25 protein-coding genes are annotated in these 24363 nt (G+C 72.5%); 16 read left to right on the plus strand and 9 right to left on the minus strand.

Features of this window, described 5'->3' with window-relative positions; genetic code table 11:
• Positions 1-615 (plus strand): SDR family NAD(P)-dependent oxidoreductase (locus tag ACWDAK_RS21725; protein ID WP_427394480.1); only part of this gene is annotated, 615 nt, incomplete at its 5' end.
• Here the strand turns inward: ACWDAK_RS21725 and ACWDAK_RS21730 are convergent.
• Positions 578-1150, minus strand: a complete 573-nt coding sequence (locus ACWDAK_RS21730; protein WP_427394479.1) for a TetR/AcrR family transcriptional regulator — start codon at positions 1148-1150, stop codon at positions 578-580. The genes ACWDAK_RS21725 and ACWDAK_RS21730 overlap by 38 nt on opposite strands.
• 100 nt (positions 1151-1250) lie before the next feature.
• Here ACWDAK_RS21730 and ACWDAK_RS21735 point away from each other — a divergent pair, with 100 nt between their 5' ends.
• On the plus strand, positions 1251-1538 hold the full coding sequence (locus ACWDAK_RS21735; RefSeq protein ID WP_344635428.1) for an antibiotic biosynthesis monooxygenase family protein: 288 nt from the start codon (positions 1251-1253) through the stop codon (positions 1536-1538).
• Positions 1539-1721: 183 nt separating this feature from the next.
• Here the strand turns inward: ACWDAK_RS21735 and ACWDAK_RS21740 are convergent, their stop codons facing one another.
• The gene (locus ACWDAK_RS21740) at positions 1722-3215 is read right to left on the minus strand and encodes a carboxylesterase/lipase family protein (protein ID WP_427394478.1); all 1494 of its coding nucleotides are present in this window, start codon (positions 3213-3215) and stop codon (positions 1722-1724) included.
• An 89-nt stretch (positions 3216-3304) separates the two neighbouring features.
• Here ACWDAK_RS21740 and ACWDAK_RS21745 point away from each other — a divergent pair, with 89 nt between their 5' ends.
• Positions 3305-3976, plus strand: a complete 672-nt coding sequence (locus ACWDAK_RS21745) for a TetR/AcrR family transcriptional regulator (RefSeq protein WP_427394477.1) — start codon at positions 3305-3307, stop codon at positions 3974-3976.
• A gap of 236 nt (positions 3977-4212) precedes the next feature.
• Here the strand turns inward: ACWDAK_RS21745 and ACWDAK_RS21750 are convergent, their stop codons facing one another.
• Positions 4213-4608, minus strand: a complete 396-nt coding sequence (locus ACWDAK_RS21750; protein ID WP_427394476.1) for a DUF5997 family protein — start codon at positions 4606-4608, stop codon at positions 4213-4215.
• 58 nt (positions 4609-4666) lie between these two features.
• Between ACWDAK_RS21750 and ACWDAK_RS21755 the strand changes: the two genes are divergently transcribed.
• Positions 4667-5461 (plus strand): LysR family substrate-binding domain-containing protein, encoded by a 795-nt coding sequence (locus tag ACWDAK_RS21755; RefSeq protein WP_427394475.1) that lies wholly within the window; start codon positions 4667-4669, stop codon positions 5459-5461.
• A 234-nt stretch (positions 5462-5695) separates the two neighbouring features.
• Here the strand turns inward: ACWDAK_RS21755 and ACWDAK_RS21760 are convergent, their stop codons facing one another.
• Together ACWDAK_RS21760 and ACWDAK_RS21765 are read right to left on the minus strand one after the other, a co-directional pair.
• Entirely contained in the window at positions 5696-7075 is a 1380-nt protein-coding gene (locus ACWDAK_RS21760) for an MFS transporter (protein WP_427394474.1), read from the minus strand.
• Complete coding sequence (locus ACWDAK_RS21765) at positions 7072-7716, minus strand: TetR/AcrR family transcriptional regulator (protein ID WP_425557560.1); 645 nt, start codon at positions 7714-7716, stop codon at positions 7072-7074. The genes ACWDAK_RS21760 and ACWDAK_RS21765 overlap by 4 nt, the downstream gene beginning before the upstream one ends.
• A 138-nt stretch (positions 7717-7854) precedes the next feature.
• Between ACWDAK_RS21765 and ACWDAK_RS21770 the strand changes: the two genes are divergently transcribed.
• Both ACWDAK_RS21770 and ACWDAK_RS21775 read left to right on the plus strand, forming a co-directional pair.
• Positions 7855-8379, plus strand: a complete 525-nt coding sequence (locus ACWDAK_RS21770; protein ID WP_344635434.1) for a GNAT family N-acetyltransferase — start codon at positions 7855-7857, stop codon at positions 8377-8379.
• A gap of 220 nt (positions 8380-8599) precedes the next feature.
• Positions 8600-9829: a beta-ketoacyl-[acyl-carrier-protein] synthase family protein gene (locus ACWDAK_RS21775; RefSeq protein ID WP_344635435.1), complete on the plus strand. Its 1230-nt coding sequence runs from the start codon at positions 8600-8602 to the stop codon at positions 9827-9829.
• Between the two features lie 69 nt (positions 9830-9898).
• Here the strand turns inward: ACWDAK_RS21775 and ACWDAK_RS21780 are convergent, their stop codons facing one another.
• Complete coding sequence (locus ACWDAK_RS21780) at positions 9899-11053, minus strand: methyltransferase (protein ID WP_344635436.1); 1155 nt, start codon at positions 11051-11053, stop codon at positions 9899-9901.
• 105 nt (positions 11054-11158) lie between these two features.
• Positions 11159-11830 (minus strand): aminotransferase class I/II-fold pyridoxal phosphate-dependent enzyme, encoded by a 672-nt coding sequence (locus ACWDAK_RS21785; RefSeq protein ID WP_344635437.1) that lies wholly within the window; start codon positions 11828-11830, stop codon positions 11159-11161.
• Between ACWDAK_RS21785 and ACWDAK_RS21790 the strand changes: the two genes are divergently transcribed.
• The 6 genes from ACWDAK_RS21790 (at position 11829) to ACWDAK_RS21815 (ending at position 18534) form a co-directional block, all read left to right on the plus strand.
• On the plus strand, positions 11829-12800 hold the full coding sequence (locus ACWDAK_RS21790) for a DMT family transporter (protein WP_344635438.1): 972 nt from the start codon (positions 11829-11831) through the stop codon (positions 12798-12800). The genes ACWDAK_RS21785 and ACWDAK_RS21790 overlap by 2 nt on opposite strands.
• Positions 12801-12871: 71 nt before the next feature.
• Positions 12872-14338 carry an alpha/beta hydrolase gene (locus ACWDAK_RS21795; RefSeq protein ID WP_344635439.1) on the plus strand — a complete coding sequence of 489 codons (1467 nt, stop codon included), beginning with the start codon at positions 12872-12874 and terminating at the stop codon, positions 14336-14338.
• A 403-nt stretch (positions 14339-14741) separates the two neighbouring features.
• Positions 14742-15599: an arylamine N-acetyltransferase family protein gene (locus ACWDAK_RS21800; RefSeq protein ID WP_344635440.1), complete on the plus strand. Its 858-nt coding sequence runs from the start codon at positions 14742-14744 to the stop codon at positions 15597-15599.
• Positions 15592-16356 carry an alpha/beta fold hydrolase gene (locus ACWDAK_RS21805; protein WP_344635441.1) on the plus strand — a complete coding sequence of 255 codons (765 nt, stop codon included), beginning with the start codon at positions 15592-15594 and terminating at the stop codon, positions 16354-16356. Before ACWDAK_RS21800 ends, ACWDAK_RS21805 begins: the two co-directional genes overlap by 8 nt.
• Before the next feature lie 280 nt (positions 16357-16636).
• Entirely contained in the window at positions 16637-17470 is an 834-nt protein-coding gene (locus tag ACWDAK_RS21810) for a polysaccharide deacetylase family protein (RefSeq protein ID WP_427394473.1), read from the plus strand.
• 62 nt (positions 17471-17532) lie between these two features.
• Complete coding sequence (locus tag ACWDAK_RS21815; protein WP_344635443.1) at positions 17533-18534, plus strand: ketopantoate reductase family protein; 1002 nt, start codon at positions 17533-17535, stop codon at positions 18532-18534.
• Positions 18535-18671: 137 nt separating this feature from the next.
• Here the strand turns inward: ACWDAK_RS21815 and ACWDAK_RS21820 are convergent, their stop codons facing one another.
• Positions 18672-19490 carry an SDR family NAD(P)-dependent oxidoreductase gene (locus tag ACWDAK_RS21820; protein ID WP_427394472.1) on the minus strand — a complete coding sequence of 273 codons (819 nt, stop codon included), beginning with the start codon at positions 19488-19490 and terminating at the stop codon, positions 18672-18674.
• A 297-nt stretch (positions 19491-19787) separates the two neighbouring features.
• Between ACWDAK_RS21820 and ACWDAK_RS21825 the strand changes: the two genes are divergently transcribed.
• The 3 genes from ACWDAK_RS21825 to ACWDAK_RS21835 all read left to right on the plus strand — a co-directional run bounded on the left by ACWDAK_RS21825 (position 19788) and on the right by ACWDAK_RS21835 (position 22650).
• Positions 19788-20657 (plus strand): 3-hydroxybutyryl-CoA dehydrogenase, encoded by an 870-nt coding sequence (locus tag ACWDAK_RS21825; RefSeq protein WP_344635445.1) that lies wholly within the window; start codon positions 19788-19790, stop codon positions 20655-20657.
• A gap of 150 nt (positions 20658-20807) precedes the next feature.
• Positions 20808-21443, plus strand: a complete 636-nt coding sequence (locus ACWDAK_RS21830; RefSeq protein ID WP_344635446.1) for an HAD family hydrolase — start codon at positions 20808-20810, stop codon at positions 21441-21443.
• A gap of 73 nt (positions 21444-21516) precedes the next feature.
• Positions 21517-22650, plus strand: coding sequence for a methyltransferase domain-containing protein (locus ACWDAK_RS21835; RefSeq protein ID WP_427394471.1), 1134 nt, complete (start codon positions 21517-21519; stop codon positions 22648-22650).
• A gap of 377 nt (positions 22651-23027) precedes the next feature.
• On the opposite strand, the gene ACWDAK_RS21840 is transcribed toward ACWDAK_RS21835, so the two are convergent.
• Positions 23028-23447, minus strand: a complete 420-nt coding sequence (locus ACWDAK_RS21840) for a winged helix-turn-helix transcriptional regulator (RefSeq protein WP_344635448.1) — start codon at positions 23445-23447, stop codon at positions 23028-23030.
• A gap of 87 nt (positions 23448-23534) precedes the next feature.
• Here ACWDAK_RS21840 and ACWDAK_RS21845 point away from each other — a divergent pair, with 87 nt between their 5' ends.
• On the plus strand, positions 23535-24356 hold the full coding sequence (locus ACWDAK_RS21845) for an NAD(P)H-binding protein (RefSeq protein WP_427394470.1): 822 nt from the start codon (positions 23535-23537) through the stop codon (positions 24354-24356).
• Positions 24357-24363: the final 7 nt, after the last annotated feature.

Below are 24363 nucleotides of genomic sequence, written 5' to 3' on the forward strand. Positions count from 1 at the left end.
GTCAACAACGCCGCCATCACAGGCGGCACGCCCCAGGAGCCCACCCGCGTCGACCCCGCCACCATCCGCACGGTCGTGGAGACCAACGTCATCGGCGTCATCCGCGTCACCAACGCGATGATGCCGCTGCTGCGCCGCTCCGCCTCACCGCGGATCGTGAACATGTCCAGCAGTGTCGGCTCCCTCACCCGGCAGTCAGGGACGGCTGGTGAGCTGACCACAGGTCCAGTGGCCGTGGCGTACTCGCCGTCGAAGACGCTCCTGAATGCCGTCACCCTCCAGTACGCCCGGGAGCTGAGCGGCACGAACATCCTGATCAACGCCGGCTGCCCCGGCTACGTCGCGACCGACCTCAACGGCTTCCGGGGCGTGCGCACCCCCGAACAGGGCGCGGCCATCGCCATCAAACTCGCGACCCTGCCCGACGACGGCCCGACGGGCCAGTTCTTCGAGGACGCCGGCGTAGTGACTGGGCGACGGGTACGCGATGGAGTACCGGACCCGGATCCTTCTCGGAGTCCAAGCCCTCGACCGGGCCGGACAGCGAGGATCGGCGGCGCACCTCCCGGGGAGGCGGTCATCCGCCGGGGTTGCCATGCGGGAGGTCGAGGATGATGTCGGCGGCGCGGGCGATGACCGCGGCGCGGGTGGTGCCGGGGTGGTCGGCGGCGAGGAAGTGGCTGCCAATGGCCGCACAGAAGGCGAGCATGGCGCGAGCCTCGACCTCGTCGGGGTTGTCGCAGAAGGTGCCGATTGCGTCGCGCGCCAACTGAATGCGCTGGTTGTCCACGCGGCGCAGGCGTTCGGCGACGGTGGGGTCGCGGCGAGCCCAGTCGCGGATGGCCAGGTCGATGGGCAGCAGGCGGTCGCTGGAGAAGGTGAGCTGCCCGGCCAGGCGGACCTTGTCCCGCGCGTCGCCGCCCTCCCGCTCGACCTGGTCGATCACATCGTCGACACTCTCGCGCTCCCAGGTGTCCAGCATCTCGGCCATCAGTGCGTCGCGGTCGGCGAAGTACCCGTAGAAGCCGCCCTTGGTCACCCCCAGCGCCTTGGCGAGCGCCTCGACCCTCACGGCCTCCACACCGCCTGCGGCCAGCGCCCGCAGTCCCTCCTCGACCCACTTCTCCCGCGGTGTGCGCAACGCGCCCATCTGTGGCCCACCTCACTCTGTCAGACCTGTTGTACGGAGTCGCACAACAGGTCTAGCCTCGCGTTGTACGGCATCGTATAACCAGAGAGAGGACACCGTCATGTCATTCGGTTTCGTTGCCTTCCACTACCCGGCCCCCGAGCACGTCGAAGACTTCGTCGCCGAGTGCCACCAGGTCGCCGAGGCGATGCGGCAGCAGCCGGGCTTCCTGTCCGTCGGGGTCTGGGTCACCGCGGACGGTGACGCCGTCGTCACCACCGGCGCGTTCGAGTCCGAGGATGCCTTCCGGGCGACGGCCGACCTCGCCCGCGAGATGGGCGCGACGCCCGACGGCCTGAGCGACCTGGAGGTCAGGCCCCGCGAGGTCCACTTCCTTGTGTCGCGGTAGAAACGCCGCGAAGGATCAGCCGCGGTCGATCGGGCGGCGAGAGCTTGCGGGTCGGAGGCGAGATCAGCTCGCTCGCCGACCACAACACCCAACTCGCCAACTGGAGCGCCAAGACCGACCGGCAGTAGGCCCCGCGGCGTCGCGTGCCCTACTGCCGGTCGGTCCAAGTCACAGCGGACCGCGCTAGCCGAGGTCGAAGGGAGCCGGGGTGCGCCCCTCCCAGATCTGGCTGGAGGCCTGTCCGGGGTAGCGCACGGTCTGCGACTCGGCATCCAGGACGCGGGTGAGCTGCCGGTCGGGGCAGTAGGCGGGCCATCCGGGGTCACCGGTGGTGGCGAACCGGACCCACGCCCGCTGGAGTTCCCGGGACACCGCGACGGCCGCGGGGCCGGACGGGTCGCCGAGGAGGCTTTTACCGGTGGGGCTGTCCAGTGTGCCGAACGCCAGCGGGACGTCAAGGCTGTGGCAGGCTCCCAGGATCCCGCCGAGGCCCGGAGAGGCCAGTCGCAACTCGAACAGGTACGAGGTGCCTCCGGCCGCGGCGTTCGCCTGTGCCAGGTGCAGTGACGGCATCCGGAAGACGGCATCGGAGTACACCGACTCCACCAGTTCCTCCGGGGTGGCCTGCGGGTGGGAGGTACGGTAGGCGGCCGCTCCGTCCGGCTCCGGGGCGAAGAGGTCCAGGGCGGTCCGGGCGTCCTCTTCGGTGAACCGGCCCAGCCGTCCCATCATGACACTGAACAGCCGGAACTCGTCGCGGGTGTGGCCGACCAGGAGTTCCGTTCCGGCCGCGCGGCCCCCGTTCAGTGCCGGCCAGGGCGTTTCGGGGAGGACCTCGCCGTCGACGACGGGGCACAGGGCGACACCCGCGTGCGAGAGCCGCCCCCACCGCTCGCGGTAGCCGTTCAGGCCGGCGCTGAGCGAGGTGACCTCCTCGGCCAGCCGCCAGGGGTCGACGCCGGAGAGGCCTTCGGCGGTCGGCCGCGTACCGAACCGGTCCGCGAGCACGGCTGCGACCTGCTTGGCCAGTGCGCGGGTGGAGTGGAGGCCCGGCACCGAGTGGGTGACGGCCCGCCGGAACAGGCCGCGCACCGGCTTCATCGCCAGCATGGCGGCGATCGACCCCGCCCCGGCGGACTGGCCGGCCACGGTGACCTGGCCGGGGTCGCCGCCGAAGGCGGCGATGTTCCGTCGCACCCAGTGCAGTGCCGCGATCTGGTCGAGGAACCCGCGGTTGGCCGGCGCACCTTCGAGGAGCGCGAAACCCTCGGCGCCCACCCGGTAGTTGATGCTCACCACGACGAGCCCCGCCCCGGCCAACGCCGCCGGGTCGTACATCGGGTCGCTCGAGTCCGCCGCCATGTAACCGCCCCCGGGGATCCACACCAGCACCGGCAGCCCCGCCGCGCCCGGATCCGGGGTGCAGACGTTGAGCGTCAGCCAGTCCGCGTCCGCCGCAAAACTCCCCCGGGCCACCGGGCCGGACTGCGGCACCACGGGCCCGAACTCCACCGCCCCTCGCGTCCCGTCCCAGCGCCGGACCGTGGCCGGTGCGGCGAAGCGGAGCGCCCCCACCGGCGGCTGCGCGTAGGGGATGCCGCGGAACACCGCGTGCCCCTGCCGCCAGCGCCCCTCCAGCACGCCCTCCGCGGTACGCACCACTGGCTGTCCAGTCATGTCACTCTCCTCCTCCGTGGGCCTCCAGGTTTATAGGTCATGTGTATTATGTCAACCGTATTGGAAAGAGAAGCACGGAGAATCCGACGATGCCGAAACAGGTGGACCACCGCGAACGCCGCGAAACGATCGCCCGGGCGCTGTGGCGGGTGGTGGAGCAGCGCGGCGTGGCGCATCTGAGCATGCGCGAAGTCGCTCAGGAGGCGGGAATCTCCCTGGGGCAGCTGCAGCACTACTTCACCTCACGCGAGGCGCTGCTCTCCTTCGCCATGGACTTCGCGTCCGAGCAGGCCGCGCTGCGCGTCGGCCGTGGTCTGGAAGAGCTCGGCGACCGGCCGCACCCCCGCGACGTGCTCCGCGTGATGATCACGGAGATGCTCCCGCTGCACACCGATGCCCGCGCGACCAGCCGGATGAGCGCCGCCTTCGTCCTGGAGGCGCTGCACAACGAGAACTTCCACGCCAAGGTGCGCGGCGGAATGCTCCAAGGACGCGTCCTCGTCGAGCAGTTGGTCCGCCAGGCGATCGCCGACGGCTACATCAGCCCCGACCGCGACCCGGTGGCCGAGACCAATCTGCTCCTCGCCCTCACCGGCTTCACCACGCTCCTCGAACTCGACGTGGTCGGGCCCCGGGAGGTGCTCACCGCCGTCGACCGGTACCTGGACGGGCTGTTCGGCCGAGACGATGAGAGCGCCGGCGCGGGACACGAGCGGCGGAAGGCGACCGATGAGGGGCGCTCGCGCCCCGACGCGACCTGAGACCTGTGATCCCGGGGTCCACCGGATCCGGTGCGGCCGGGCAGGCCCCTCAACCGCCGGCCGACTGTCGCTCGAGGCGGTTGCGTAGCCGGGCCGGACGGTGGCCCTCCGTCCGACCGCGCCGGCCAGCGCAGAACGCCCGGTCACAGCAGCTGTGACCGGGCGTTCGGGTCGATTCGGCTGAGCTCGCCGCCGACGCGGATCGGGCGGGGAGGTCAGGCGTGCGGGTGGCGGAACTACTCCCCCTTCGCCGCCTGCTTCTCCTGGTTCTTCTCCTTGACGCGCTCCGCTTCCTTGCGCACCTCGGCCTGGGTGGCGCGCTCCTTGCGCAGCCAGTCGGGGCACTCCTGCTTGAGCGCGTCGATCTGCTCCGTGGTGAGCGGCTCGGTCACTCCGCCGCGCGCGAGGCCCGAGATGGAGACGCCCAGCTTCGCCGCGACCACCGGCCGGGGGTGCGGGCCGTTGCGGCGCAGGTCCTGCAGCCACCGGGGCGGGTCGGCCTGGAGCGCGTTGAGTTCGTCGCGCGAGACGACGCCCTCCCGGAACTCGGCGGGAGTGGCCTCGAGGTACACGCCCAGCTTCTTCGCCGCGGTCGCGGGCTTCATGGTCTGGGAGTTCTGCTGCGACTTCATGGCGTCAAGGATATCGAGCGTGTGCGCCGACTCTGACCACGCCCGGTAACCTGGCCAGGTGACAGGCTCGGAAGTACCCCGTTCGTTCAGGCTCGCGTATGTCCCGGGCGTGACACCCACCAAGTGGGTGCGGATCTGGCAGGAGCGGCTGCCCGGCATCCCGCTGGAACTCGTCCAGGTGACCGCCGGCGAGGCACCGGACGCGCTGCGCCGCGGCGACGTCGACGCGGGTCTCGTACGGTTGCCTGTCGACCGGACGGAACTCAGCGCGATCCCGCTCTACACCGAGACCACGGTGGTCGTGGTCCCGAAGGACCACATCGTGGCGGCGGTCGACGAGGTGACCTGCGGGGACCTGGCCGACGACGTCGTCTTCCACCCCCTGGACGACACCCTCGGCTGGGAGACCCCTCCTGGGCAGCCCGCGATCGAGCGCCCCGCCACGACGGCGGACGCGATCGAGCTGGTGGCGGCCGGAGTGGGAGTGCTCTTCGTCCCGCAGTCGCTCGCCCGCCTGCACCACCGCCGGGACCTCACCTACCGGCCGGTCACCGACGCTCCCCAGTCCCGGGTCGCGCTGTCGTGGCCCGAGGAGCAGACCACCGACCTGGTGGAGGAGTTCATCGGGATCGTCCGCGGGCGGACCGTCAACAGCTCGCGAGGACTCTCCGCCGCCGCACTGCAGAAGACCGCCTCACAGCCGAAGGCCGCGGCGCAGCCGAAGGCGAAGCGCCCCGACGGACGCGGTGCGCCCCGGAAGCCGGCGGCCGGCAAGTCGGTCGGCCGGAGCGCGCAGCGCGGGTCCGGCTCGTCCAAGGGCGCCAAGCACGGCAAGCCTCGCCGCCGGTCGTAGCGCGGGCGCTGTCCTTCCAGGCGCCGGCCGGCCGTTCACCGTCCGAGGGCGTCGCCGCCGAGCCGACGGGGACCGGCGGCCGACGCGGGCCGCACCGCCGCGGCGGACCTGACCTCGGACTCCTCCATCGGGTCGTCCCGCAGCCGGGCAAGCCGTTCCCGGACCTGCGGGAGATCGGGGGCCGAGGCGACACCCAGTAGGCGGGCGTCCGACTCGCAGTCGAAGCCGCGACCGTCAGGCAGCCGGAGCGGCCGTCCCGGACTCGACGGGTGCGGCGGTCCTGACTCGCGGCAGCAGCGCGGCCGGCAGCAGACCGGTCGCCGCGAGGCAGGCCGGTACCAGCAGGCCGGCCCCCGTCCCCGGACCGGTCGGCAGCGCCGTACCGGCGGCGACGGCCACGCCGAGGGTCGGGCCGACGTTCACGGCGGTCTGCTTGAGACCGCCGATGACCCCGGCGTACCCGGGCGGCGCGTCACCGACGATGGTCCCGGTGGCGGTGACCATCACGGTGGCGAACCCTGCGCCCAGTGCGGCGAAGGCCGCACCGAGCTCCGCCCAGGAGCCCTGGCCGAGCCGGGAGAGGCCCGCGATGCCGAGGGCGACGAGGAGCGTGCCCGTGAGCGCGGTGCGGCGCGGGCCGTGCCGGCGCAGCGCGGCGCCGGCCACGGGTGCGCCCAGGACCATCAGCACCGTCAGCGGCAGCACCCGCAGGCCGGCGGCGAGCGGATCGAGCCCGAGGACGTCCTGGAGCAGGAAGGTGGCCGTGAACAGTGCGCCGGACATGCCCCCGGAGGTGACCAGCAGGAGCGCCATCGACGCCACCACCGGTACGGACCGGGCCACGGCCGAGGGCACGATCGGGTCCGCGGTGCGGCGTTCGTGGACGATGAGTGCCGCCGCGGCGCCGGCGGCCGCGGCGAGGCCGAGCAGCGTCGGTGCGGAGCTCCATCCGTTCGCCGGCACCCCGGCCAGGGTGTGCACCAGGACCGCGAGCGCACCGGCCAGCAGCGCCGCGCCCGAAAGGTCGAGCCGGCCGGCTCCGGTACGCGGCGGGGCGGGCACCCGGACGGCGAGGGCGAGTGCCGCGATCACCAGCGCGGCCGGGACGTTGACCATGAACACGGCCCGCCAGCCCAGGTGTGCGACGAGGACGCCCCCGAGGACCGGACCGGCCCCCGCGGCCACGCCGATCGCGCTGGTGCGGATGGCGACGGGCGTGCCGAGCCGGTCCGCCGGGTGGGTGAGCCGCAGCAGCGCGAGCGTCGCGGGCTGCAGCAGCGCGCCGAACACGCCCTGGACGGCCCGCAGGGCGATCACCCAGCCGACGCCGGGCGCGAGCGCGATACCGGCCGAGGCGCCGGCGAAGCCGAGCAGTCCGGTGAACAGCATCCTGCGGTGGCCGTACCGGTCGCCGAGGCGTCCGGCGACGACCAGCAGCGCGGCCACCGCGAGCAGGTAGGCGGTACTGGTCCACTGGACCTGGGCGGTGCTCGCGCCGAGGTCGCGGCCGAGGCTGGGCTGGGCCACGGTCAGCACCGTGCCGTCCAGCGCGACGATCATCGCGCCGGCCACGCTGACCACGAGGGCGAGGCGGCGGTGTGCGGGAGTCGTCACGAGGCCGCGTCCGCCGGGCCGAGGTGGGCGTCCAGGGCCGCATCGACGAGCCGGTCGAGCTGCTGCTCCGGCGAGGCGGCGCCGAGGGCGAGCCCCAGGCTTCCCCAGCTCCACAGCTGGGCGATGCCGTGCAGGTTGGCCCAGAGGGCGGCGGCCGTCACGGCCGGCGGCTGCCCTCCCGGCCCGTAGCGCCGTTGCCGGGCGACGAGGTCCACGATCCGTTCGAACAGCGGGAGCGTCGACTCCCGCAGGCGCGGCTGCTCCGTCGCGCGCTCCGCCCCCTGCTGCTCTTGTCCCTGCCGCTCGCTGTCGAGCAGGTCGTGCCGGAACATCAGCTCGAACATGCCGCGGTGCTCCAGCGCGTAGCCGACGTACGCCCGCCCGAGTGCCCGCAGTTGGTCGCGCGGCGAGACCGCGCCGGCGACGGCCGCGGCGAACCGGGCCCCGAGGTCCGCGAATCCGCGGTGGGCGATGGCGGAGAGCAGGGCGTGATGGGTGGGGAAGTAGCGGCGCGGGGCGCCGTGCGACACCCCCGCCCGACGGGCGATCTCGCGCAGGCCGAGGGAGGCGACGCCTTCGGTCAGCACCAGCTCGACACCGACGTCGACCAGCCGTTCCCGGAGGGAGTTCTCACGTTCGATGGACATAGACAGTGTCTACCAGGCTTCGGTAGACACTGTCTACTGGCTTCGATGGATCGATGCGGACACCGGGCGAGTGACCGCACGAGTCGCCAAAATCAGTTACCAGCAGGAGAGTTGACAACTACGGTGACTCAAATGAGCGATGACCGCGTGATCCTGCGTCCGGTGCGCGAGGATGACCTGCCGATACTCGAACAGTTCCTGCTGGCCCCGGAGGCGACCGGGCCGTTCCAGTGGCACGGCTGGACGGATCCCGGGCGCTGGCGGCGCCAGTGGAGGGAGAACGGGCTGCTGGGGGACGACGGCGGGCTGCTGATGACGGCGAGCGGCACCGCCGCGCACGGCTTCGTGGCCTGGCAGAAGGTGGCGACCACGCGGAGCTCGTACTGCTGGAACATCGGGGCCCAGCTGCTGCCGCAGGCCCGGGGACGCGGAATCGGCACCCGGGCACAGCAGTTGCTGGTCCACCACCTGTTCGCACACACCCTGGCGGTCAGGATCGAGGCGGGCACCGAGACGGAGAACATCGCCGAGCAACGAGCACTGGAGAAGGCCGGCTTCACCCGCGAGGGCGTGCTGCGCGGCTACGCCTTCCGGGACGGGCGGTGGCGGGACGTCGTGCGCTACAGCGTGCTGCGTGACGAGGCCGCACCGGCCTGAGTCCCGCAACGGCGCGGCGGGCACCGGCACCGCAGAGGCAGCCAGCAGCTAGCCAAGGACGGTGGCAAACAACCAAACCCTACAAATCCTGAGTGCCAGACTCCGTGGATCCCTGCACCTGATCGCCCGTCAACCCCCTGACAGAGTGGCATTCGAGTCGGACTCCCCGCAAAGCCATCCGCCCGGGGAGTTGTATCTCTTATACAAAGGGGGTTCACCAGTGAGTACCGATATCAACAACCTCGACGTGGTGGTCACCGGCCTCGGGGCCACCACGCCGCTCGGCGGGGACGTCGCCTCGACCTGGTCCGCGCTGCTGGCCGGGCACTCGGGGATCAGCGCGATCGAGGAGGAGTGGGCGGCGGACCTGCCGGTGCGGATCGCCGGGCGGCTCAAGGTCGAGCCGGGCGAGGTGCTGGACCGGGTGCAGGCCCGTCGGATGGACCGCTGCGAGCAGATCGCGCTGATCGCCGCCCGCGAGGCCTGGGCGGACGCCGGTTCGCCCGGGGTCGATCCTGAGCGGCTGGCCGTGGTGATCGGTACCGGCACCGGGGGCGCGCTGACCATGCTCGGCCAGGACGACGTCCTGGAGTCCTCCGGGGTGCGGCGGGTGTCCCCGCACACCGTCCCGATGTTGATGGCGAACGGGCCCGCGGCCTGGGTCAGCATCGAGCTCGGCGCCCGCGGCGGCGCGCACACCCCGGTCAGCGCCTGCGCGTCGGGCGCGGAGGCGATCGCGCTGGGCCTGGACCTGATCCGGCTCGGACGGGCGGACGTGGTGGTGGCGGGTGGTACCGAAGCCTGCATCTGCCCGCTGCCGCTGGCCGGCTTCGCCCAGGCCAAGGCCCATTCGACCCGGAACGACGCGCCGCAGCAGGCGTCCCGTCCGTTCGACGTCGACCGCGACGGCTTCGTCATCGGCGAGGGTGCCGTGGTGGTCGTCCTGGAGCGCGCCTCCTTCGCCGCCGCGCGTAGCGCCCGTGCCCACGCGGCGCTCGCCGGTGCCGGCGTGACCTCGGACGCCCACCACATCACCGCCGCGCATCCCGAGGGCCAGATCCGCGCCATGCGGCTGGCGCTGGCCTCGGCGGGCCTGTCCCCGCTGGCGGTCGACCACATCCACGCCCACGCCACCTCCACCCCCAAGGGCGACCTCACCGAGGCCGAGTCGATCACCGAGGCCATCGGCACCCACCCGGCCGTGACCGCCACCAAGTCGATGACCGGTCACCTCTTCGGCGCGGCCGGAGCCATGGGGGCGCTCTCCGCGATCCTCTCGCTCCGCGACGGCGTCATCCCCGCGACGCTGAACCTCGACTCCCTCGACCCGCGGGTGAAGCTGGACGTGGTCACCGGCGAGCCCCGGCAAGGCGAGCTGACGGCCGCGCTGACGAACTCCTTCGGCTTCGGCGGCCACAACGCCTCGCTGGTGTTCACCCGCGTGCCCTGACCGGAACGGGCCGGCCTGGACCGGTGTTCCACCGGTCCGGGCCGACTCCCGGACGGCGACTGGCCGCGGTCAGTTCCTGACCGCGCGCAGGATGACGAACTTCGGATCGCTGGTGACGGTCCGGCAGTTGCCGAACAGCCGGCGGAGCTTGACGTGGTACCCGAGGTGGCGGTTGCCGATGACCCAGAGTTCGCCGCCGGGGCGGAGCGCCCGGTGCGAACCGGTGAACATCCGCCAGGCGGTGGCGTCCGTGGTCGCCTGGTGGGAGTGGAAGGGCGGGTTGTTCAGCACCAGGTCGACCGTGCCCGCCGGAACCGCCGAGAGGGCGTCGCCGGCCAGGAACTCGGCCTTGGTGTCACCGTGGACATTGGCCCCGAAGGTGGCCTCGGCCGAGGCCACGGCCTGGAACGACTCGTCGATGAAGGTGAGTTCGGCCTGCGGGTTGGCCAGCGCGGCCGCCGTACCGACCACGCCGTTGCCGCAGCCGAGGTCCACGACGTGCTCCCGGCCGTGGCGCCGCGGCAGGTTGCGCAGGAAGAACCTGGTTCCGATGTCGAGGCGCTCGGCGCAGAAGATGCCCGCGTGGTTGGTGACGGTCAGCCCGGAGGCCGCGCCGAGGTCGCCGGGCAGTGCGTAACTGGTCGGCCAGGGGCTGGCGGAGGGGGCGAGAGCGGGGTCCGGCGTGCAGAAGATGAGGCGCGCCTTCTTCACCGCGAGCGAGGTGCGGGTCGGACCGATGATCCGCTCGAACAGTTTGAGGGTGGAGGTGTGGATCTCGGTCACCATGCCGGTGCCCACCACGATCGTGCCCGGGTGGATGCCCGGGGCGAGGCGGTGCAGCTGGTCCTCCAGGAGAGCGAGGCTCTTGGGGACGCGGACCAGCAGCACGTCGATCCGGTCCGGCGGGGTGTCCCTGGTCGACAGCAGGCGTACGGCATCCGCCTCGATCCCGTTGCGGGCGAGGTTGGCCGAGGTCGCCCGCTGGCCGAGGTAGGAGTCGGTGATCTGCACCGGCCGGTGCGCGGCGAGCGCGGTGACCAGCGCGCCCCAGCGGTCGCCGACCGCGACGACCGTGCCCGCCAGCTCGACGGGTTCGCCATCGATCCCCTTGAGGTGCCGCAACAGGTACTCGTCGGCGGCATCCCAGGCTCGCAGCCGCTCGCGGGGGTCCTCGGGGAAGCGGGTGAGCTCGAACTCACCCCATGGCGTCGTGAAGCAGTTCATCGTGCCCTCAGGCTATCCGAGTCCCCCGCGCGCCCGGCAATCGCGGCAGGTCATCGCGGTGGACGGGCCCGGCACTACCGCGTGGTTCCCCGAGCCCCACGGCTGCTACCGCGCGGTGACGGCCTCGGCCAGGAGTTCGGCGGCGGCGGTCAGCCGCCCCTCGCTGAGGCCTGCGTAGAAGAGGGCCAGTGCGGGCCCGCCCGGTCGCAGACGCATCCCGGTGACCGGCTCGACCCGTACTCCGCGCGCGGCCGCGCCCGCGACCACCGCGTCCTCCGCGACGTCGTCCGGCAGGTCCAGGTAGAGGTGGAGGCCGGCTGCGACGCCGCGCACCCGCGCCCCGGGGAGCACCCGGTGCAGTGCGCCCGCCAGCGCGTCGCGGCGGCTGCGGTAGCGGGGCCGCAGTGCGCGCAGGTGGCGGTCGTAGGCCCCGGTGGCGAGCAGGCCTGCGAAGGCGAGCTGGTCGAACACTCCGGTTCCCAGGTCGGCGTACCGCTTGGCCGTGCGGAAGTCCGCCGCGAGCCCGGCCGGGACGACCGCCCAGCCGAGCCGCAGTCCGGGGGCCAGGGACTTGCTCGGCGAGCCGAGGTGTACGACCCGGTCCGGGGCCAGCCCCTGCAGGCAGCCGACCGGCTCGCGGTCGTAGCGGAACTCGGCGTCGTAGTCGTCCTCTCCAGCTCGGCCACGCTTCCGAGGCTCCGGCAGAACTGGTCCTGCGATCAGGCCCTTGGGCGGACCTGGCCGCCGGACCACCTCCGCTCCTAGCCTGACAGGCATGACCGCCTCTCCCGCCCCCGGCGGCGCCCTGCGCGCCGCGACCGCCATGGCCGTGCTCGGCTGCTCGACCGGGGTCACCGCCGCCTTTTCCCGCTATCCGCTCTTCGGCGGCCAGGCCGTGCGCTATCTGCTGGCCGCCGTGATCCTGCTGCCCATCGCCGCGCGGTCCCGTTCCGGCTCCCTCCCCGGCCACCGGGGGCCGCGGCTGAGCACCGGCGAGCTGTGGCGGCTCACGGCACTGGCGGGGACCGGTCTGTTCGGGTTCAACGTGCTGATGGTGCAGGCGCTTCGGCACTCCGACCCGGCGACGGTGGGCAGCGTGGTCGGCTGCGCACCGCTGGTACTGGCCGTGCTCGCGCCGATGCTCGAACGGCGGCGTCCGCGCCTGCGGCTGGTCGCGGCGGCGGGAGTGGTGGTCGTCGGCGCCGCGATCACCCAGGGGTTCAGCACCGGCGGCCCGGTCGGGTTCCTGTACGCGCTGGGGACGCTCGGCTGCGAGGCGGCGTTCTCGCTGCTCGCCGTGCCGCTGCTGCCGCGCCTCGGGCCCGTCCGGGTCTCGGCGTACGCCACCGTGCTCGCCGTGCCGATGTTCGCGCTAGCCGGCCTGCTGGTGGACGGCACCGCGCTGCTGCGCCGCCCCACGGAGGCGGAGTTGGCCGCGCTGCTGTACCTCGCGGTGCTGCTGACCTGCGTCGCGTTCCTGCTCTGGTACGCCGCCCTGTCCCGGCTCGGGGCCGAACGGGCCGGCCTGTTCGCGGGGTTGATCCCGGTGACGGCGGCCCTGTCGGGTGCGTTGCTCGGCACCGGGGCGCTGCACGCGGGCGAGCTGTCCGGGGCCGTCCTGGTCGGCCTCGGCGTCTGCCTCGGGTTGTCCCTCCCGCAGCGCCACGCGGAGCCGACGCGCCACACCGATCCAATGCACCACGCTGATCTGACTGACAATCAGGACGCGTCGCTCGTCGCGCAGTAGGGATATCCCCACTCCGCACCGGCCTGCTGGCCGGATGGGGCGGGGCGGCCCGGCGCAGCAGACTCCACGGTATGCCGATCATCAACCGCACGGCGGCCGCGCTGGCCGCCGCAGCCCTCCTGTCGCTCACCGCACCCGCCGCGCAGGCCGGGGGCCACCACCTCTCCTGGGGCAACTGCCAGGACGACGGCCTGGACCCGCGCCAGCGCTGCGCCACCGTCCAGGTACCGCTGGACTACGACCACCCGCAGGGCGAGCAGCTCACCGTCGCGGTCTCCCGGATTCCGAGCGAGCATCCCGAACTGCGCCGGGGCGTCCTGCTGATCGTCCCGGGCGGTCCCGGCGGTTCGGGCCTCAACAGTCCGTCGAGCGCCGTGAAGCGGTTGCCGCAGGCGGTCAGGGACGCCTACGACATCGTCGGCTTCGACCCGCGCGGGGTGGGCCGCTCGACCCCGGTCAGCTGCCGACTGGCGCACGGTGACCTGGCGATGGTCAACCTCCGCCCCTGGGCCGACCCGGACGGCGGCGTCGCCCGCAACCTGGACACCGCCCGCCGGATCGCCACCACTTGCGCCGCCAACGGCGGACCCGTGCTGCGCAGCATCACCACCCGCAACGAGGCCCGCGACATCGACCGGATCCGGCAGGCCCTCGGCGAGCGGAAGCTGTCCGCCTGGGGCACCTCGTACGGGACCTACGCGGGCGCGGTGTACACGACGATGTTCCCGCAGCACACCGACCGGGTGGTGCTGGACAGCAACGACGACCCCGACCCGAGCCGGGTCGAGCGCGGCTGGCTGGCCAACTACGCGGTCGGTGCGGAGGACCGCTTCCCCGACTTCGCGCGTTTCGCCTCCGCACCCGGCAGCCGGTACCGCATCGCGGACACCCCCGAGCAGGTCCGGCAGGTCTTCCTCGACCTCGCGGACCGCCTCGACCGCGAGCCGATCCCCTGGCCGAACGCCAACCCGGAACAGCTGACCGGCAACGTGCTGCGGGAGACGATGCTGGAGAGCCTCCACTCGGATGCCGCGTTCCCCCGGCTGGCGACCCTGGTGCTGGCCGCCCTGCACGGCACCGCGCTGCCCGTGCCCAGTACCCCGCCGGACGAGGCGCAGCAGAACACCATCGCGGTCTCCGTCGGGACGCTCTGCAACGACGTCGCCTGGCCCGGCCCGGCGGCCGACTACCGGGGCGCGGTCGCCGCCGACCGGGCCGCGCACCCGCTCACGGCCGGAATGCCGGTCAACGTGATGCCGTGCGCGTTCTGGCCCTACCGGCCCGCCGAGGCACCGACCCGGGTGACTCCCGTCGGCCCGTCGAACGTCCTCCTGGTGCAGAACCTGCGCGATCCCCAGACCCCGTACAGCGGCGCCCGCAAGCTACGGGAGGCCTTCGGCGCCCGGGCCCGGATGGTGGCCGTGGACTCGGGCGGCCACGACGCCTACCTGGCGAACGGGAACGCCTGCGGCGACGCGGTGGTGACCGGCTTCCTGGCCGACGGCCGCCGGCCGGAACAGGACGTGCTCTGCCGCTGAGCTCCGGCGCGGGCGGTGGGGACCGGCTGCGGGCAGGCGGACGATCCAACATGATCACCAACGCGCTGGCTCCGGGCGGCCGACCCGGTCCTCGCCGAGGCGCTGCTGACGGGTTGCCGGACAGCGCTGACCGGCGGGCCGCGCGCGCCGTTCTCGGACGCGGTGGCCGCCGTCCTGGAACGCGCCGGCGGCCCCCTCCGCGAGGGCGACCACCGCCCCGCCGGACCGGCCCTGCTGGCGGGGCCGCCCGCTCCCTGAACCGGATCGGCCGTCCCAGGCCGCCGGTACGCCACCGGCCCGGCGTCCTGCCCGCCACTGTCGGGTCCGGTGCCGATACCGCGTCGGCGGCGGCGAACTGACCGCCGGTCAATGCGCTGTCAGTGGCCGGGTCTAGGGTGGCCGCATGCTGAACCGTGCGGTGATCGACGAGTACCTGGGCCATCTCGGCCTGCCCGAGCCCGCCGAGCCGTCGGTCGGGGCGCTCTTCGCACTGCACCGCGCCCATGTGGAGCGGGTGCCGTACGAAACGCTGGACATCCAGTTGGGCCGCCCGACCACGATCGACCCGGCGGATTCCATAGCCCGGATCCTCCGCGGCCGGGGCGGGTACTGCTTCCACCTGAACGGCGCCTTCGGCACGTTGCTGGCGGCGCTCGGCTTCCGGACGCGGTGGCATGTCGGCGGCGTGCAGGACCGCTCCCCCGAGGCCGAGGCCGGGGCCACCGGGGACCACCTGGTGCTGACGGTGGACTGCGAGGGCGAGCGCTGGATGGTCGACGTCGGCCTCGGCGACGGACTGTACGAGCCGCTGCCGCTGCGCGAGGGCGAGTACCGGCAGGGCCCGTTCACCTACCGGCTGACGGCCTCGAAGGCCGAGGTCGGCGACTGGCGCTTCGAACACGACCCGCAGGGCTCGCTGCTCGGGATGGACTTCCTCGCCGAGCCCGCCCGGCAGGCCGACTTCGAGGCCAGGCACCGGTGGCTCTCGACCTCACCCGAGTCCCCGTTCGCCCGGGCGGCCTGCGCCATCCGCCGGGACGCCGAGGGCACGGACGCGCTGCGCGGCTGCATGCTGGTCCGGGTCGACGCCGCCGGCCGGCACCGCCACGAGATAACCGACCCCGGCGAGTGGTACGCCACACTGGCCGACCGCTTCGGTATGCCCCTGACCGAGCTGGGCCCCGCCGAGCGCGAGGCGCTCTGGCAGCAGGTCCTCGCGGTCCACCAGATCTGGAAGGAGAGGACGGCCGAGCATGCGTAGTGCCCCCGTCACCCCCGGCGGAGACCTGATCCGCTGGGTCGAGCTGCCCGGTGCCGAGCCGGCCCGGGTGTACGTCCACGGGCTGGGTGCCAGCTCGCTCCCCTACTTCACCGGGGCCGCGCTGCACCCGCTGCTGGCCGGGCGCCGCTCGCTGCTGGTCGACCTGCTCGGCTTCGGGATCAGCGACCGGCCGACCGACTTCGACTACTCGCTCGAGGCGCACGCCGATGCCCTGGCGGCGGCGATCGAGGCGGCCGGGGTCGAGCGGGCCCAGCTGGTCGCGCACAGCATGGGCGGTTCGGTGGCGATCGTGCTGGCCACGCGCCACCCGCACCTGGTGCGCAGTCTGGTCCTGCTGGACGCCAACCTGGACGCCGTCGCGCCGGGCCCGCAGTGGATGGGCAGCGGACGGATCGCCTGGTACTCCGAGGAGGAGTTCCTGGCTTCCGGCTGGGCGGAGACGGAGCGGGTGGTCGGCCCGCACTGGTGGTCGACAATGCGGCTGGCCGGGCGCGAGGCGCTGCACCGCAGCTCGGTGCAGCTGTGCCGGGGCAGTGAGCCGATGATGCGCCGTCAGCTGCTCGGTCTGAGGATCCCGCGCACCTTCCTGTACCCGGCCGACGACGGGCGGCTGCCCGGCTCCGCCGAGCTCGCCGAGGCCGGGGTCTCGGTCGTCGCGGTGCCTGACAGCGGACACAACATCATGCTCGACAACCCGGACGCCCTGGCCCGGGCCGTGGTCGCCGCGGAGTCCTGACGCGGGCGCGGGCGCGGGCGCGGGCACGCAGCGGGACGTCCGGGCGGCCCCGCCCCGCAGGTGTCACGGCCGGCTCCTCGCCCGCACGGTCCGCCTGGCGGGCCACCGGCCGCGGCTCCGGCGGCCCGCACGTCCCACAGCGCGACATGCGGTGCCGACCGATCCGTCCAACTCCCATTCGCCGAGGGTGTCTTGGTCAACCTCACCCACCGGGAATCCACCCGCAGCCCCAGCGCGTCACAGTCGCAGAGCCATTCGGCTGTGCTTAGGCTGGCCCGCGATGACTGTCGACCGCCGCACTGTGCTGCGTTCCACGGCCCGGCTGGCCGCTCTGACCGCCGCCACCGGGGTCACCGCCGCGTGTGGCGACGGCGGTGACCCGGCGGCGCGGGCCGAGCCGAGTGTGAAGCCGTCGCCCGCCGCGAGTACCGCACCGGCCACCCCCGCGAGCAGCCCCTCCCTTCCGGCCGCCACCAGCCCCAGCCCGCCGCAGCTGCCGCCGCTCGCGCCCAACACCCCGCTCGAGGTGGTCAACGGCCCGCGCGACCGGCGCCAGGTCGCGCTCACCTTCCACGGCCAGGGCGACCCGGCCCTCGCACTGGCACTGCTCACCGCCGCCGAGCAGCACGGCGCCCGGCTCACCGTCCTGGTCGTCGGCAGTTGGCTGGACCAGCAGCCGCAGATGGCCCGCCGGATCCTGGACGGCGGCCACGAGCTCGGCAACCACACCCAGAACCACCGGGACATCTCCCGGATGCCGGTCGCCCAGGCCCTGGCCGAAGTACAGGAGTGCGCCGACCGGCTGCTGCGGCTCACCGGCTCGATCGGTCGCTGGTTCCGGCCATCCGCCGCCCAGTACGCCACCCCGATGGTCCGCGAACAGGCCAGGCTGGTGGGGTACGAGCACTGCCTCTCCTTCGACGTGGACCCGCGCGACTACACCGACCCGGGTGCCGAGGTGGTGCGGCGCCGGGTGCTCAAGGCCGCCATCGGCGGCTCGGTGATCGCCCTGCACATGGGCCACCGGGGCACCGTGGAGGCCATGCCGGGGATCCTCGACGGCCTCGCCGAAGCCGGTCTGACCGCCGTCACCGCAAGTCAGCTGTGCGCGTAACAGCAAACCTCTCCGCGCGTAGCTCCTGTCCCCAACTGGGCATCTGTGCTTGGCTGCTGGCCATGCGCTACATCATCATCGGCGCCGGGGCCATCGGCGGCACGATCGGCGGACGACTGTACGAGGGCGGGTTCGAGGTGGTGCTGGTCGCGCGGGGCGCGCACGGCGCCGCACTGCGCACGGGCGGGCTGCGGTTCTCCACCCCGGAGGGCGTACGGGCGCTGCCCATCCCCACGGTCCCGGGCCCGGCCGAGATCGAGCTGAGGTCCGGTGACGTCCTGGTCCTGGCGGTGAAGTCCCAGCACACCGAGGGAGTCCTGGCCGAGTGGGCGCCCCGCCCGGTCACCGGCACCGCGGGCGGCCCCCGCACGGCGGGTGAGGTGCTCCCCATCGTCTGTGCCCAGAACGGCGTGGAGAACGAACGCCTCGCCCTGCGCCACTTCCGCCGTGTGTACGGGATGTGCCTATGGATGCCCACCTCCCACCTGGAGCCGGGCCGGGTCTCCGCCTCCGGCGCCCCGCTCAGCGGGATCCTGCGCCTCGGCCGCTACCCGTCGGGCAGCGACGACACGGCCCGGCAGGTCTCGGCCGACCTGGAGAAGTCGCTCTTCGCCGCGCCGGTCAGCGATGAGGTGATGCGCTGGAAGTACGGCAAGCTCCTCGGCAACGTCGCCAACGCGCTGGAGGCGGTCGCCGGTCCGATCCGCCAGGAGCCGCTCCTGGCGGTGCTGCGGCGGGCGCAGCAGGAGTACGAGGCGGTGCTGCACGCCGCCGGCATCCCCTACGCGACCGCCGAGGAGCAGGCGGCGGACCGCGGCGACCGGGTCGAACTGCAGCCGTTGGAGGGCGAGGAGCGGATCGGCGGCTCCTCTGCCCAGAGCCTGGTCCGGGGCACCGGCAGCATCGAGACGGACTACCTGAACGGCGAGGTGGTGCTCCTCGGCCGCCTGCACGGCGTGCCGACCCCGGTCAACGAGGCCCTGCAGCGCCTCGCCGGGGAGTTCGCCCGTACCGGCCGTCCGGCCGGCAGCCTCACCCCGGAGGAATTCGCCGCGCTCTGCTGACCTTCCCCGACGCGGGCAGCCGTGCGGGAGGCCACACCCGTCCGCGGCAGGTCTCACGCACGGCTGCCCCCGACCCGGGTCCACCGCGTCCGGCGCGCTCAGCTGCCCGCGCCGCCTCCTCGCCGCCCAGCCCGTCCTCAGGCCATCGGATCCCCCGGCCCGTACGGGCGCAGCCGCAGCGTGCGGGCGTCCGCCTCCCGGATCGCCTCGGCCCTGGAGAGCAGTTCCTCCAGGTTGTCCCGCCCCGCGTGGATGAACCGGCCGTGCAGCGGGTCGAAGCGCCCCCGGGCGACGTCCACCGCGATGGCGACCACGTACGGGATGCTGCCCCACTCGGTCGTGTCGGCGAACATCGGCATCCCGGCGGTCATGTCGGTGGCCACCGCGCCGGGGCTGATGTCGAGGATCACGACCTGGTGGGCGGCGAGCGAGTCGGCGATGTTGTCGGAGAGCTGGAGCAGGGCGCCCTTGGAGGTGGCGTACGCGGTGTAGCGGCCGTCCGGGCGCAGCGCGAACCCGGAGTTGAGGTTGAGCACCCGGCCTTGGCGGCGCTCGACCATGTCGGGGAGCACGCACCGCATCAGGTTGAACGGGCCGCGCAGGTTGGTCTCCACCACCTGCCACCACTGGTTGCCGTCCGCCTCCCACAGCGGGACCTCGGCCTGGTCCACCTGGCCGGCGTTGTTGACCAGGAAGTCGACCGGTCCGAGGTCCCGCTGCACCGTCCGGACGGCTTCGCGGACGGCGCCCAGGTGGCACACGTCGGCGGTCACCGCGATGCCGCGCGCGCCGTGGCGCACGCACTCCTTGAGCGTGTCGATCAGGGTCTCGTGGGTGCGGCCGATCAGGCCCACCGCCATCCCCTCGGCGGCCAGGCCGATCGCGACCTCCTGGCCGATCCCGCGCCCCGCCCCGGTGATCAGGCCGACCTGTCCTGTGAGCGATCCCGTCGACATCCCTGCTCCCCGCTCTCGCCCCGGCTGGTCCGACCCCTGGATTCTGGCGGCCGGACGACGGCCGGGCGGCTCGGCCCGGCGGCAGCGCGCCGGTGAACGTGACGCAACTCACCCGATCGGCGCAGCAGCCCTCAGGACCGGGCAGCGTCCGTCGGCACCGACCGGATGCGAACGGGCGTTAGCACAGGTAGTACCGTCGTCACGGCGATGCGGTCGGCCCACCAGGCCGGGTGTGTCGCCGGCTGAGACACAGCACCTCGCTGGGTCACCCCCAGCGTCACCTTGAAGGGCAAGTGAGTGAGTGACATCGCGCGCGTCGGAGTGATCGGCTGCGGCCTCATGGGGTCGGGCATCGCTGAGGTCTTCGCCCGCTCGGGCCTGGACGTCCTGGTCTCCGAGGCCAACGGCGAAGCCCTGGAACTGGGCCGCACCCGGCTGACCAACTCCCTGGAGACCGCCGTCCGGCGTGGCAAGCTGACCGAGGAGCAGCGCGACGAGGCACTCGCCCGGCTCTCCTTCACCATCGACCTCACCGACTTCGCCGACCGCGACCTGGTGGTCGAGGCGGTCGCCGAGCGCGAGGACATCAAGATCCAGATCTTCCAGACCCTGGACCGGGTCATCGAGCGCCAGGACGCCATCCTGGCCTCCAACACCTCCTCGATCCCGATCGTCAAGCTCGCCGCCGCGACCTCCCGTCCGGAGCAGGTGATCGGCCTGCACTTCTTCAACCCGGCCCCGGTGCAGAAGCTGGTCGAGGTCATCCCGACCCTCACCACCTCCGCCGAGACCACCTCGCGGGTCGAGTCCTTCGCCGTACAGGCGCTCGGCAAGGAGCCGATCCGGGCCCGCGACCGGGCCGGTTTCGTGGTCAACGCACTGCTGGTCCCGTACCTGCTGTCGGCGGTCCGGATGTTCGAGTCCGGGGTGGCCACCGCCTCCGACATCGACAAGGGCATGGAGGCCGGCTGCGCCCACCCGATGGGCCCGCTGCGCCTGTGCGACCTGATCGGCCTGGACACCATCGTCTCGATCGCCGAGTCGATGTACGACGAGTACAAGGAGCCGCTGTACGCCGCTCCCCCGCTGCTGTCCCGGATGGTCGACGCCGGCCTGCTCGGCCGCAAGTCCGGCCGTGGCTTCTACGACTACACCGCGAGCGCCTGACCTGGGAGTTCGCCGGTCGGCCGACTGTTGGACCGGCCGACCGGCGACTGGCGATTTGCCGACACGTCGTCAAATCCATTGCCGCGCAAGTCGCAGGCGCCTGAGCACAAGACCACCGACAGCGCTTCCTTGCCCCGCTAGGCTGCGGCCATGATTCGTTCAGTCGTGTTCGACATCGGCGAGACCCTGACCAGCGACACCCGCTATTGGGCCGACTGGGCAACATGGCTCGGCGTCCCGAATCACACGATGTCCGCCCTGGTCGGCGCTGTCGTTGCGCAGGGCAAGGACAATGCGGACGCGATCCGGCTGATCCGGCCCGGTTGCGACGTTCCCGCCGAATGGGCTGCTCGCCAGGCTTCCGGCCGCGACGAGTACCTGGACGAGACCGATCTGTACCCCGACGTTCGTGACGGCCTGCAGCAGCTCAAGGACGCTGGACTCTGGATCGGCGTGGCCGGGAATCAGAATGTACGTGCGGGTGAACTCCTGCGCGGACTAAAGCTTCCCGTCGATGCGGTCGCCACCTCGGCCGAATGGGGAGTTGCCAAGCCAAACACCGCATTCTTCGACCGCGTCTGCGAGTGGGCGCCGGGCGAGCCCCGCGAGATCCTCTACGTCGGAGATCATCCGGCCAACGACATCACTCCCGCACGAGCCGTTGGCCTCCGGGTCGCACACATCCGCCGTGGGCCGATCGGCCTACTGCAACAGGACTCCGCCGGAGCCGACTGGAGCATCGGTTCAATCGCAGAACTTGCCGAGCTTCTGGTAGCGGCCACCTGATGCAGAACCGCCCGATGTCGCCACCGGGCGGTTCTGCCAGCCGAGTTGTGACAGCACGGGTACTGTCACCGGTATGCCTGGACCAGCAGTCAACCTCGGCATGCGGATTGCCACGGTTCGCTCGGCCCGCCGCCTCACCCAGCGCGAACTGACGGACCGTTCGGCGGTGTCGCTCAGCATGGTCCGCAAGGTCGACCCCGAACGCCGTGTGGGCCCCCGACGGCGGCGCCCCCAACGGCGCTGGTGGTCGTTGGTGAACGCCGACGACGTCGTGGTGACCCAGTTGGACGACGGGGCCGAGGATGGGCCCGGGGTGCCCACCTCGTCCGCGTCCATGCCGTCCCTGGTGGCGTCCATGCTCCAGCACCTGGACGTGCGCGACGGCTGCACCGTGCTGGACATCGGCACCGGAACGGGCTGGACAGCCGGCCTGCTCTGCGCCCGCCTCGGCAGCCAGGCCGTGACCACGGTCGAGGTGGACCGCGACGTGTACCTGCAGGCGGCGAAGAGCCTCGCCGCCGCCGGACTCCTGCCGGTCCACCAGCACCACGGCGACGCCCTGTTGGGTTGGCCCTTCGGCGCACCGTACGACCGGATCCACTCGACCGCCGCCGTGCAGCGCGTGCCCCGGGTATGGGTCGAGCAGACCAAGCCGGGCGGCGTCATCGTGACGCCGTGGGGCACCCCGTACGCGAATGCCGCACTGCTGCGGCTGGACGTCGGGGAGCGCGGCCAGGCGGCGCACGGCCGGTTCGTGGAGAACGTCAGCTTCATGTGGATGCGGGCCCAACGACCGCCTGAGATGACCGGTCCGCAGGCGGCTCCCACCTCCCACGGCGCCTCCGGGATCGATCCGGACCTCGCCCTCGAGCGTGTCCACGCGGCGTTCGCGATCGGCCTGCGAGCGCCTCTGGTGCGCTACGTCCACACCTGGGACGAGGCGGACCCGGCGGGCACCTACCGGATGCGGCTCTCCGACGGCCACGGCTCGTGTGCCTCGGTCCGCTACCACGACTGGGGCGGCGACGGCGCGGTGCAGCAGGCGGGCAACCGTCGCCTCTGGGACGAGATCACCATTGCCCGGCTCCACTGGCAGGAAGAGGGCGGACCCGAGCTGACCCGCTACGGCGTCACCATCGCGGCGGACGGCGCCCAGTCCGTCTGGCTGGACGAGCCCCGGAACGTCATCCGTCGCCATGTCTCCTAGCTGGACGCTGTCCTGGCGATCACGGTTGCGGCGGTCCACGACGAGTGGTGCACCTTGGTCCGACGGCAGAGTGCCTGCGCTGTAGGCTCCCAAGAGGGGGTGCCATGACTGATCGTGGCTGGTACGACGACAGTGAGTGCGAAGACGCCGTTCAGCGTGCCGCACGCGCGACGCGGTTCGGCTGGATCGCGATCGCTGGGGTGACTGGGTTGATCGGCCTCGCACTGGTCGCTGCGGTCGTAGTCGCTGTGTTCGTCATGTGTCTCGCACTCATGTCCATAGCGCATTGAGCCTGACGACCGGTGGAGCGGTTGAGAGGCGGCCCGCACGTCGTCTCGTTGTCTGGCTGAAGCCGTGATCCAAAGGACAGTGCCTCCTCAGCGGATGTCATGGTCGGGGTGGGTCTGGTCGTATGCGCGCCGCGCCTCCGCGATGACGGCGCGGTGGGCGAGCGACCAGTCGGCGAGCGCCTTGACCAGGTGGGTCAGGCCGGCTCCGGTCTCGGTCAGGCGGTAGTCGACTTGGGCCGGGACGGTCGGGTACACGGTGCGCAGCACTAGGCCGTCGCGTTCGAGCCTGCGCACGGTGAGGGTGAGCATGCGCTGTGAGATGCCGTCGATGGCGCGTTGCAGTTCACGGAACCGACGTGGGCCGCTCGCGAGTTCAACGATCACCAGCACCGACCACTTGTCCCCGATGCGGTCCAGGACGTCGCGGATGCCGCAGTCGGGGTGGTCCTCGCGTCCGCAGGGGTCGAGGTCGGCGGGGGCGGTTACCCCGGTGTGCGTGAGTGACATCGAACTGCCTTCTTGTGGCCGGTGGGCGTGCGATCGAGGATCAAGCGTAGTTACCGATGAGAACCACGACGGAAGACTGCGATTGACATGATCTTGGTGACCGGAGCAAGCGGGAACCTCGGCTCTGCCACCCTTGCGGCGCTGCGCACCCGCGGTGCCGCCGCGACGGGCGGCAGCCGCACGCCCCGCGAGGGGATGCGGCGTCTCGACTTCGATGACCACGTGAGCCTCGATCTCTCCGAGGTGTCGACCCTGGTACTGATCTCCGCCGGCTATGCCGAGGACGACCAGGTCGTCGGGCGGCACGCGGCGGTCCTGGACGCCGCCGTCCGCGATGGCGTCCGCCACGTCGTCTACACGAGCCTGACCACAGCCGGCGACCATCTCGGTTTCGCGCTCGCGCACCGTGCCACTGAACGCCTCGTGCGGGCGAGCGGATTGCCCTGGACGATCCTGCGCAACGGCCTGTACGCCGAACTCTTCGGCGGCCTGCTGATGTGGGCCGAGGACGGCGTGGAGTCCGCGTTCGGAGATGGCGCCCTGGCGGCGGTCGCGCGGGAGGATCTCGCCGATTCCGCGGCGATCGTCGCGGCGGATCCGGCAGGGCACGGCGGGCGCGTCTACGACCTCGTCGGCACGCCGATCACGGCGGGTCAGGTGGCCGACCGGCTCGGGGTCCCGCACCGCACCATTGGCCTGGGCGAGTACCGGCGCAGGCTCCTCGACGAGACGCCGGGGCTCCTGCCGTTCCAGCCGCCCATGCTCGCCTCGATTGCCACCGGCATCCGACACGGCTTCCTGGACGGCACCGCCCCCGACCTCGCAGGCCTTCTTGGCCGCCCGGCCCGCGACCCGCTGGCTACGGCCGTTGCAGCCGCGTCCGCCACGCGACCGGAAGCGAGCTTCTAGCGGCGAT

The sequence above is a fragment of the Kitasatospora sp. NPDC001175 genome (assembly GCF_053598215.1).

What these genes read in the sequence shown, in the direction of transcription:
- ACWDAK_RS21735 (WP_344635428.1), top strand. Translation starts at nt 1,251, where the DNA reads ATGTCATTCGGTTTCGTTGCCTTCCACTACCCGGCCCCCGAGCACGTC.
- ACWDAK_RS21805 (WP_344635441.1), top strand. Translation starts at nt 15,592, where the DNA reads ATGCGTAGTGCCCCCGTCACCCCCGGCGGAGACCTGATCCGCTGGGTC.
- ACWDAK_RS21745 (WP_427394477.1), top strand. Translation starts at nt 3,305, where the DNA reads ATGCCGAAACAGGTGGACCACCGCGAACGCCGCGAAACGATCGCCCGG.
- ACWDAK_RS21845 (WP_427394470.1), top strand. Translation starts at nt 23,535, where the DNA reads ATGATCTTGGTGACCGGAGCAAGCGGGAACCTCGGCTCTGCCACCCTT.
- ACWDAK_RS21770 (WP_344635434.1), top strand. Translation starts at nt 7,855, where the DNA reads ATGAGCGATGACCGCGTGATCCTGCGTCCGGTGCGCGAGGATGACCTG.
- ACWDAK_RS21815 (WP_344635443.1), top strand. Translation starts at nt 17,533, where the DNA reads ATGCGCTACATCATCATCGGCGCCGGGGCCATCGGCGGCACGATCGGC.
- ACWDAK_RS21785 (WP_344635437.1), bottom strand. Translation starts at nt 11,830, where the DNA reads ATGCCTGTCAGGCTAGGAGCGGAGGTGGTCCGGCGGCCAGGTCCGCCC.
- ACWDAK_RS21800 (WP_344635440.1), top strand. Translation starts at nt 14,742, where the DNA reads ATGCTGAACCGTGCGGTGATCGACGAGTACCTGGGCCATCTCGGCCTG.
- ACWDAK_RS21810 (WP_427394473.1), top strand. Translation starts at nt 16,637, where the DNA reads ATGACTGTCGACCGCCGCACTGTGCTGCGTTCCACGGCCCGGCTGGCC.
- ACWDAK_RS21830 (WP_344635446.1), top strand. Translation starts at nt 20,808, where the DNA reads ATGATTCGTTCAGTCGTGTTCGACATCGGCGAGACCCTGACCAGCGAC.
- ACWDAK_RS21795 (WP_344635439.1), top strand. Translation starts at nt 12,872, where the DNA reads ATGCCGATCATCAACCGCACGGCGGCCGCGCTGGCCGCCGCAGCCCTC.
- ACWDAK_RS21790 (WP_344635438.1), top strand. Translation starts at nt 11,829, where the DNA reads ATGACCGCCTCTCCCGCCCCCGGCGGCGCCCTGCGCGCCGCGACCGCC.
- ACWDAK_RS21730 (WP_427394479.1), bottom strand. Translation starts at nt 1,150, where the DNA reads ATGGGCGCGTTGCGCACACCGCGGGAGAAGTGGGTCGAGGAGGGACTG.
- ACWDAK_RS21840 (WP_344635448.1), bottom strand. Translation starts at nt 23,447, where the DNA reads ATGTCACTCACGCACACCGGGGTAACCGCCCCCGCCGACCTCGACCCC.
- ACWDAK_RS21740 (WP_427394478.1), bottom strand. Translation starts at nt 3,215, where the DNA reads ATGACTGGACAGCCAGTGGTGCGTACCGCGGAGGGCGTGCTGGAGGGG.
- ACWDAK_RS21750 (WP_427394476.1), bottom strand. Translation starts at nt 4,608, where the DNA reads ATGAAGTCGCAGCAGAACTCCCAGACCATGAAGCCCGCGACCGCGGCG.
- ACWDAK_RS21780 (WP_344635436.1), bottom strand. Translation starts at nt 11,053, where the DNA reads ATGAACTGCTTCACGACGCCATGGGGTGAGTTCGAGCTCACCCGCTTC.
- ACWDAK_RS21820 (WP_427394472.1), bottom strand. Translation starts at nt 19,490, where the DNA reads ATGTCGACGGGATCGCTCACAGGACAGGTCGGCCTGATCACCGGGGCG.
- ACWDAK_RS21835 (WP_427394471.1), top strand. Translation starts at nt 21,517, where the DNA reads ATGCCTGGACCAGCAGTCAACCTCGGCATGCGGATTGCCACGGTTCGC.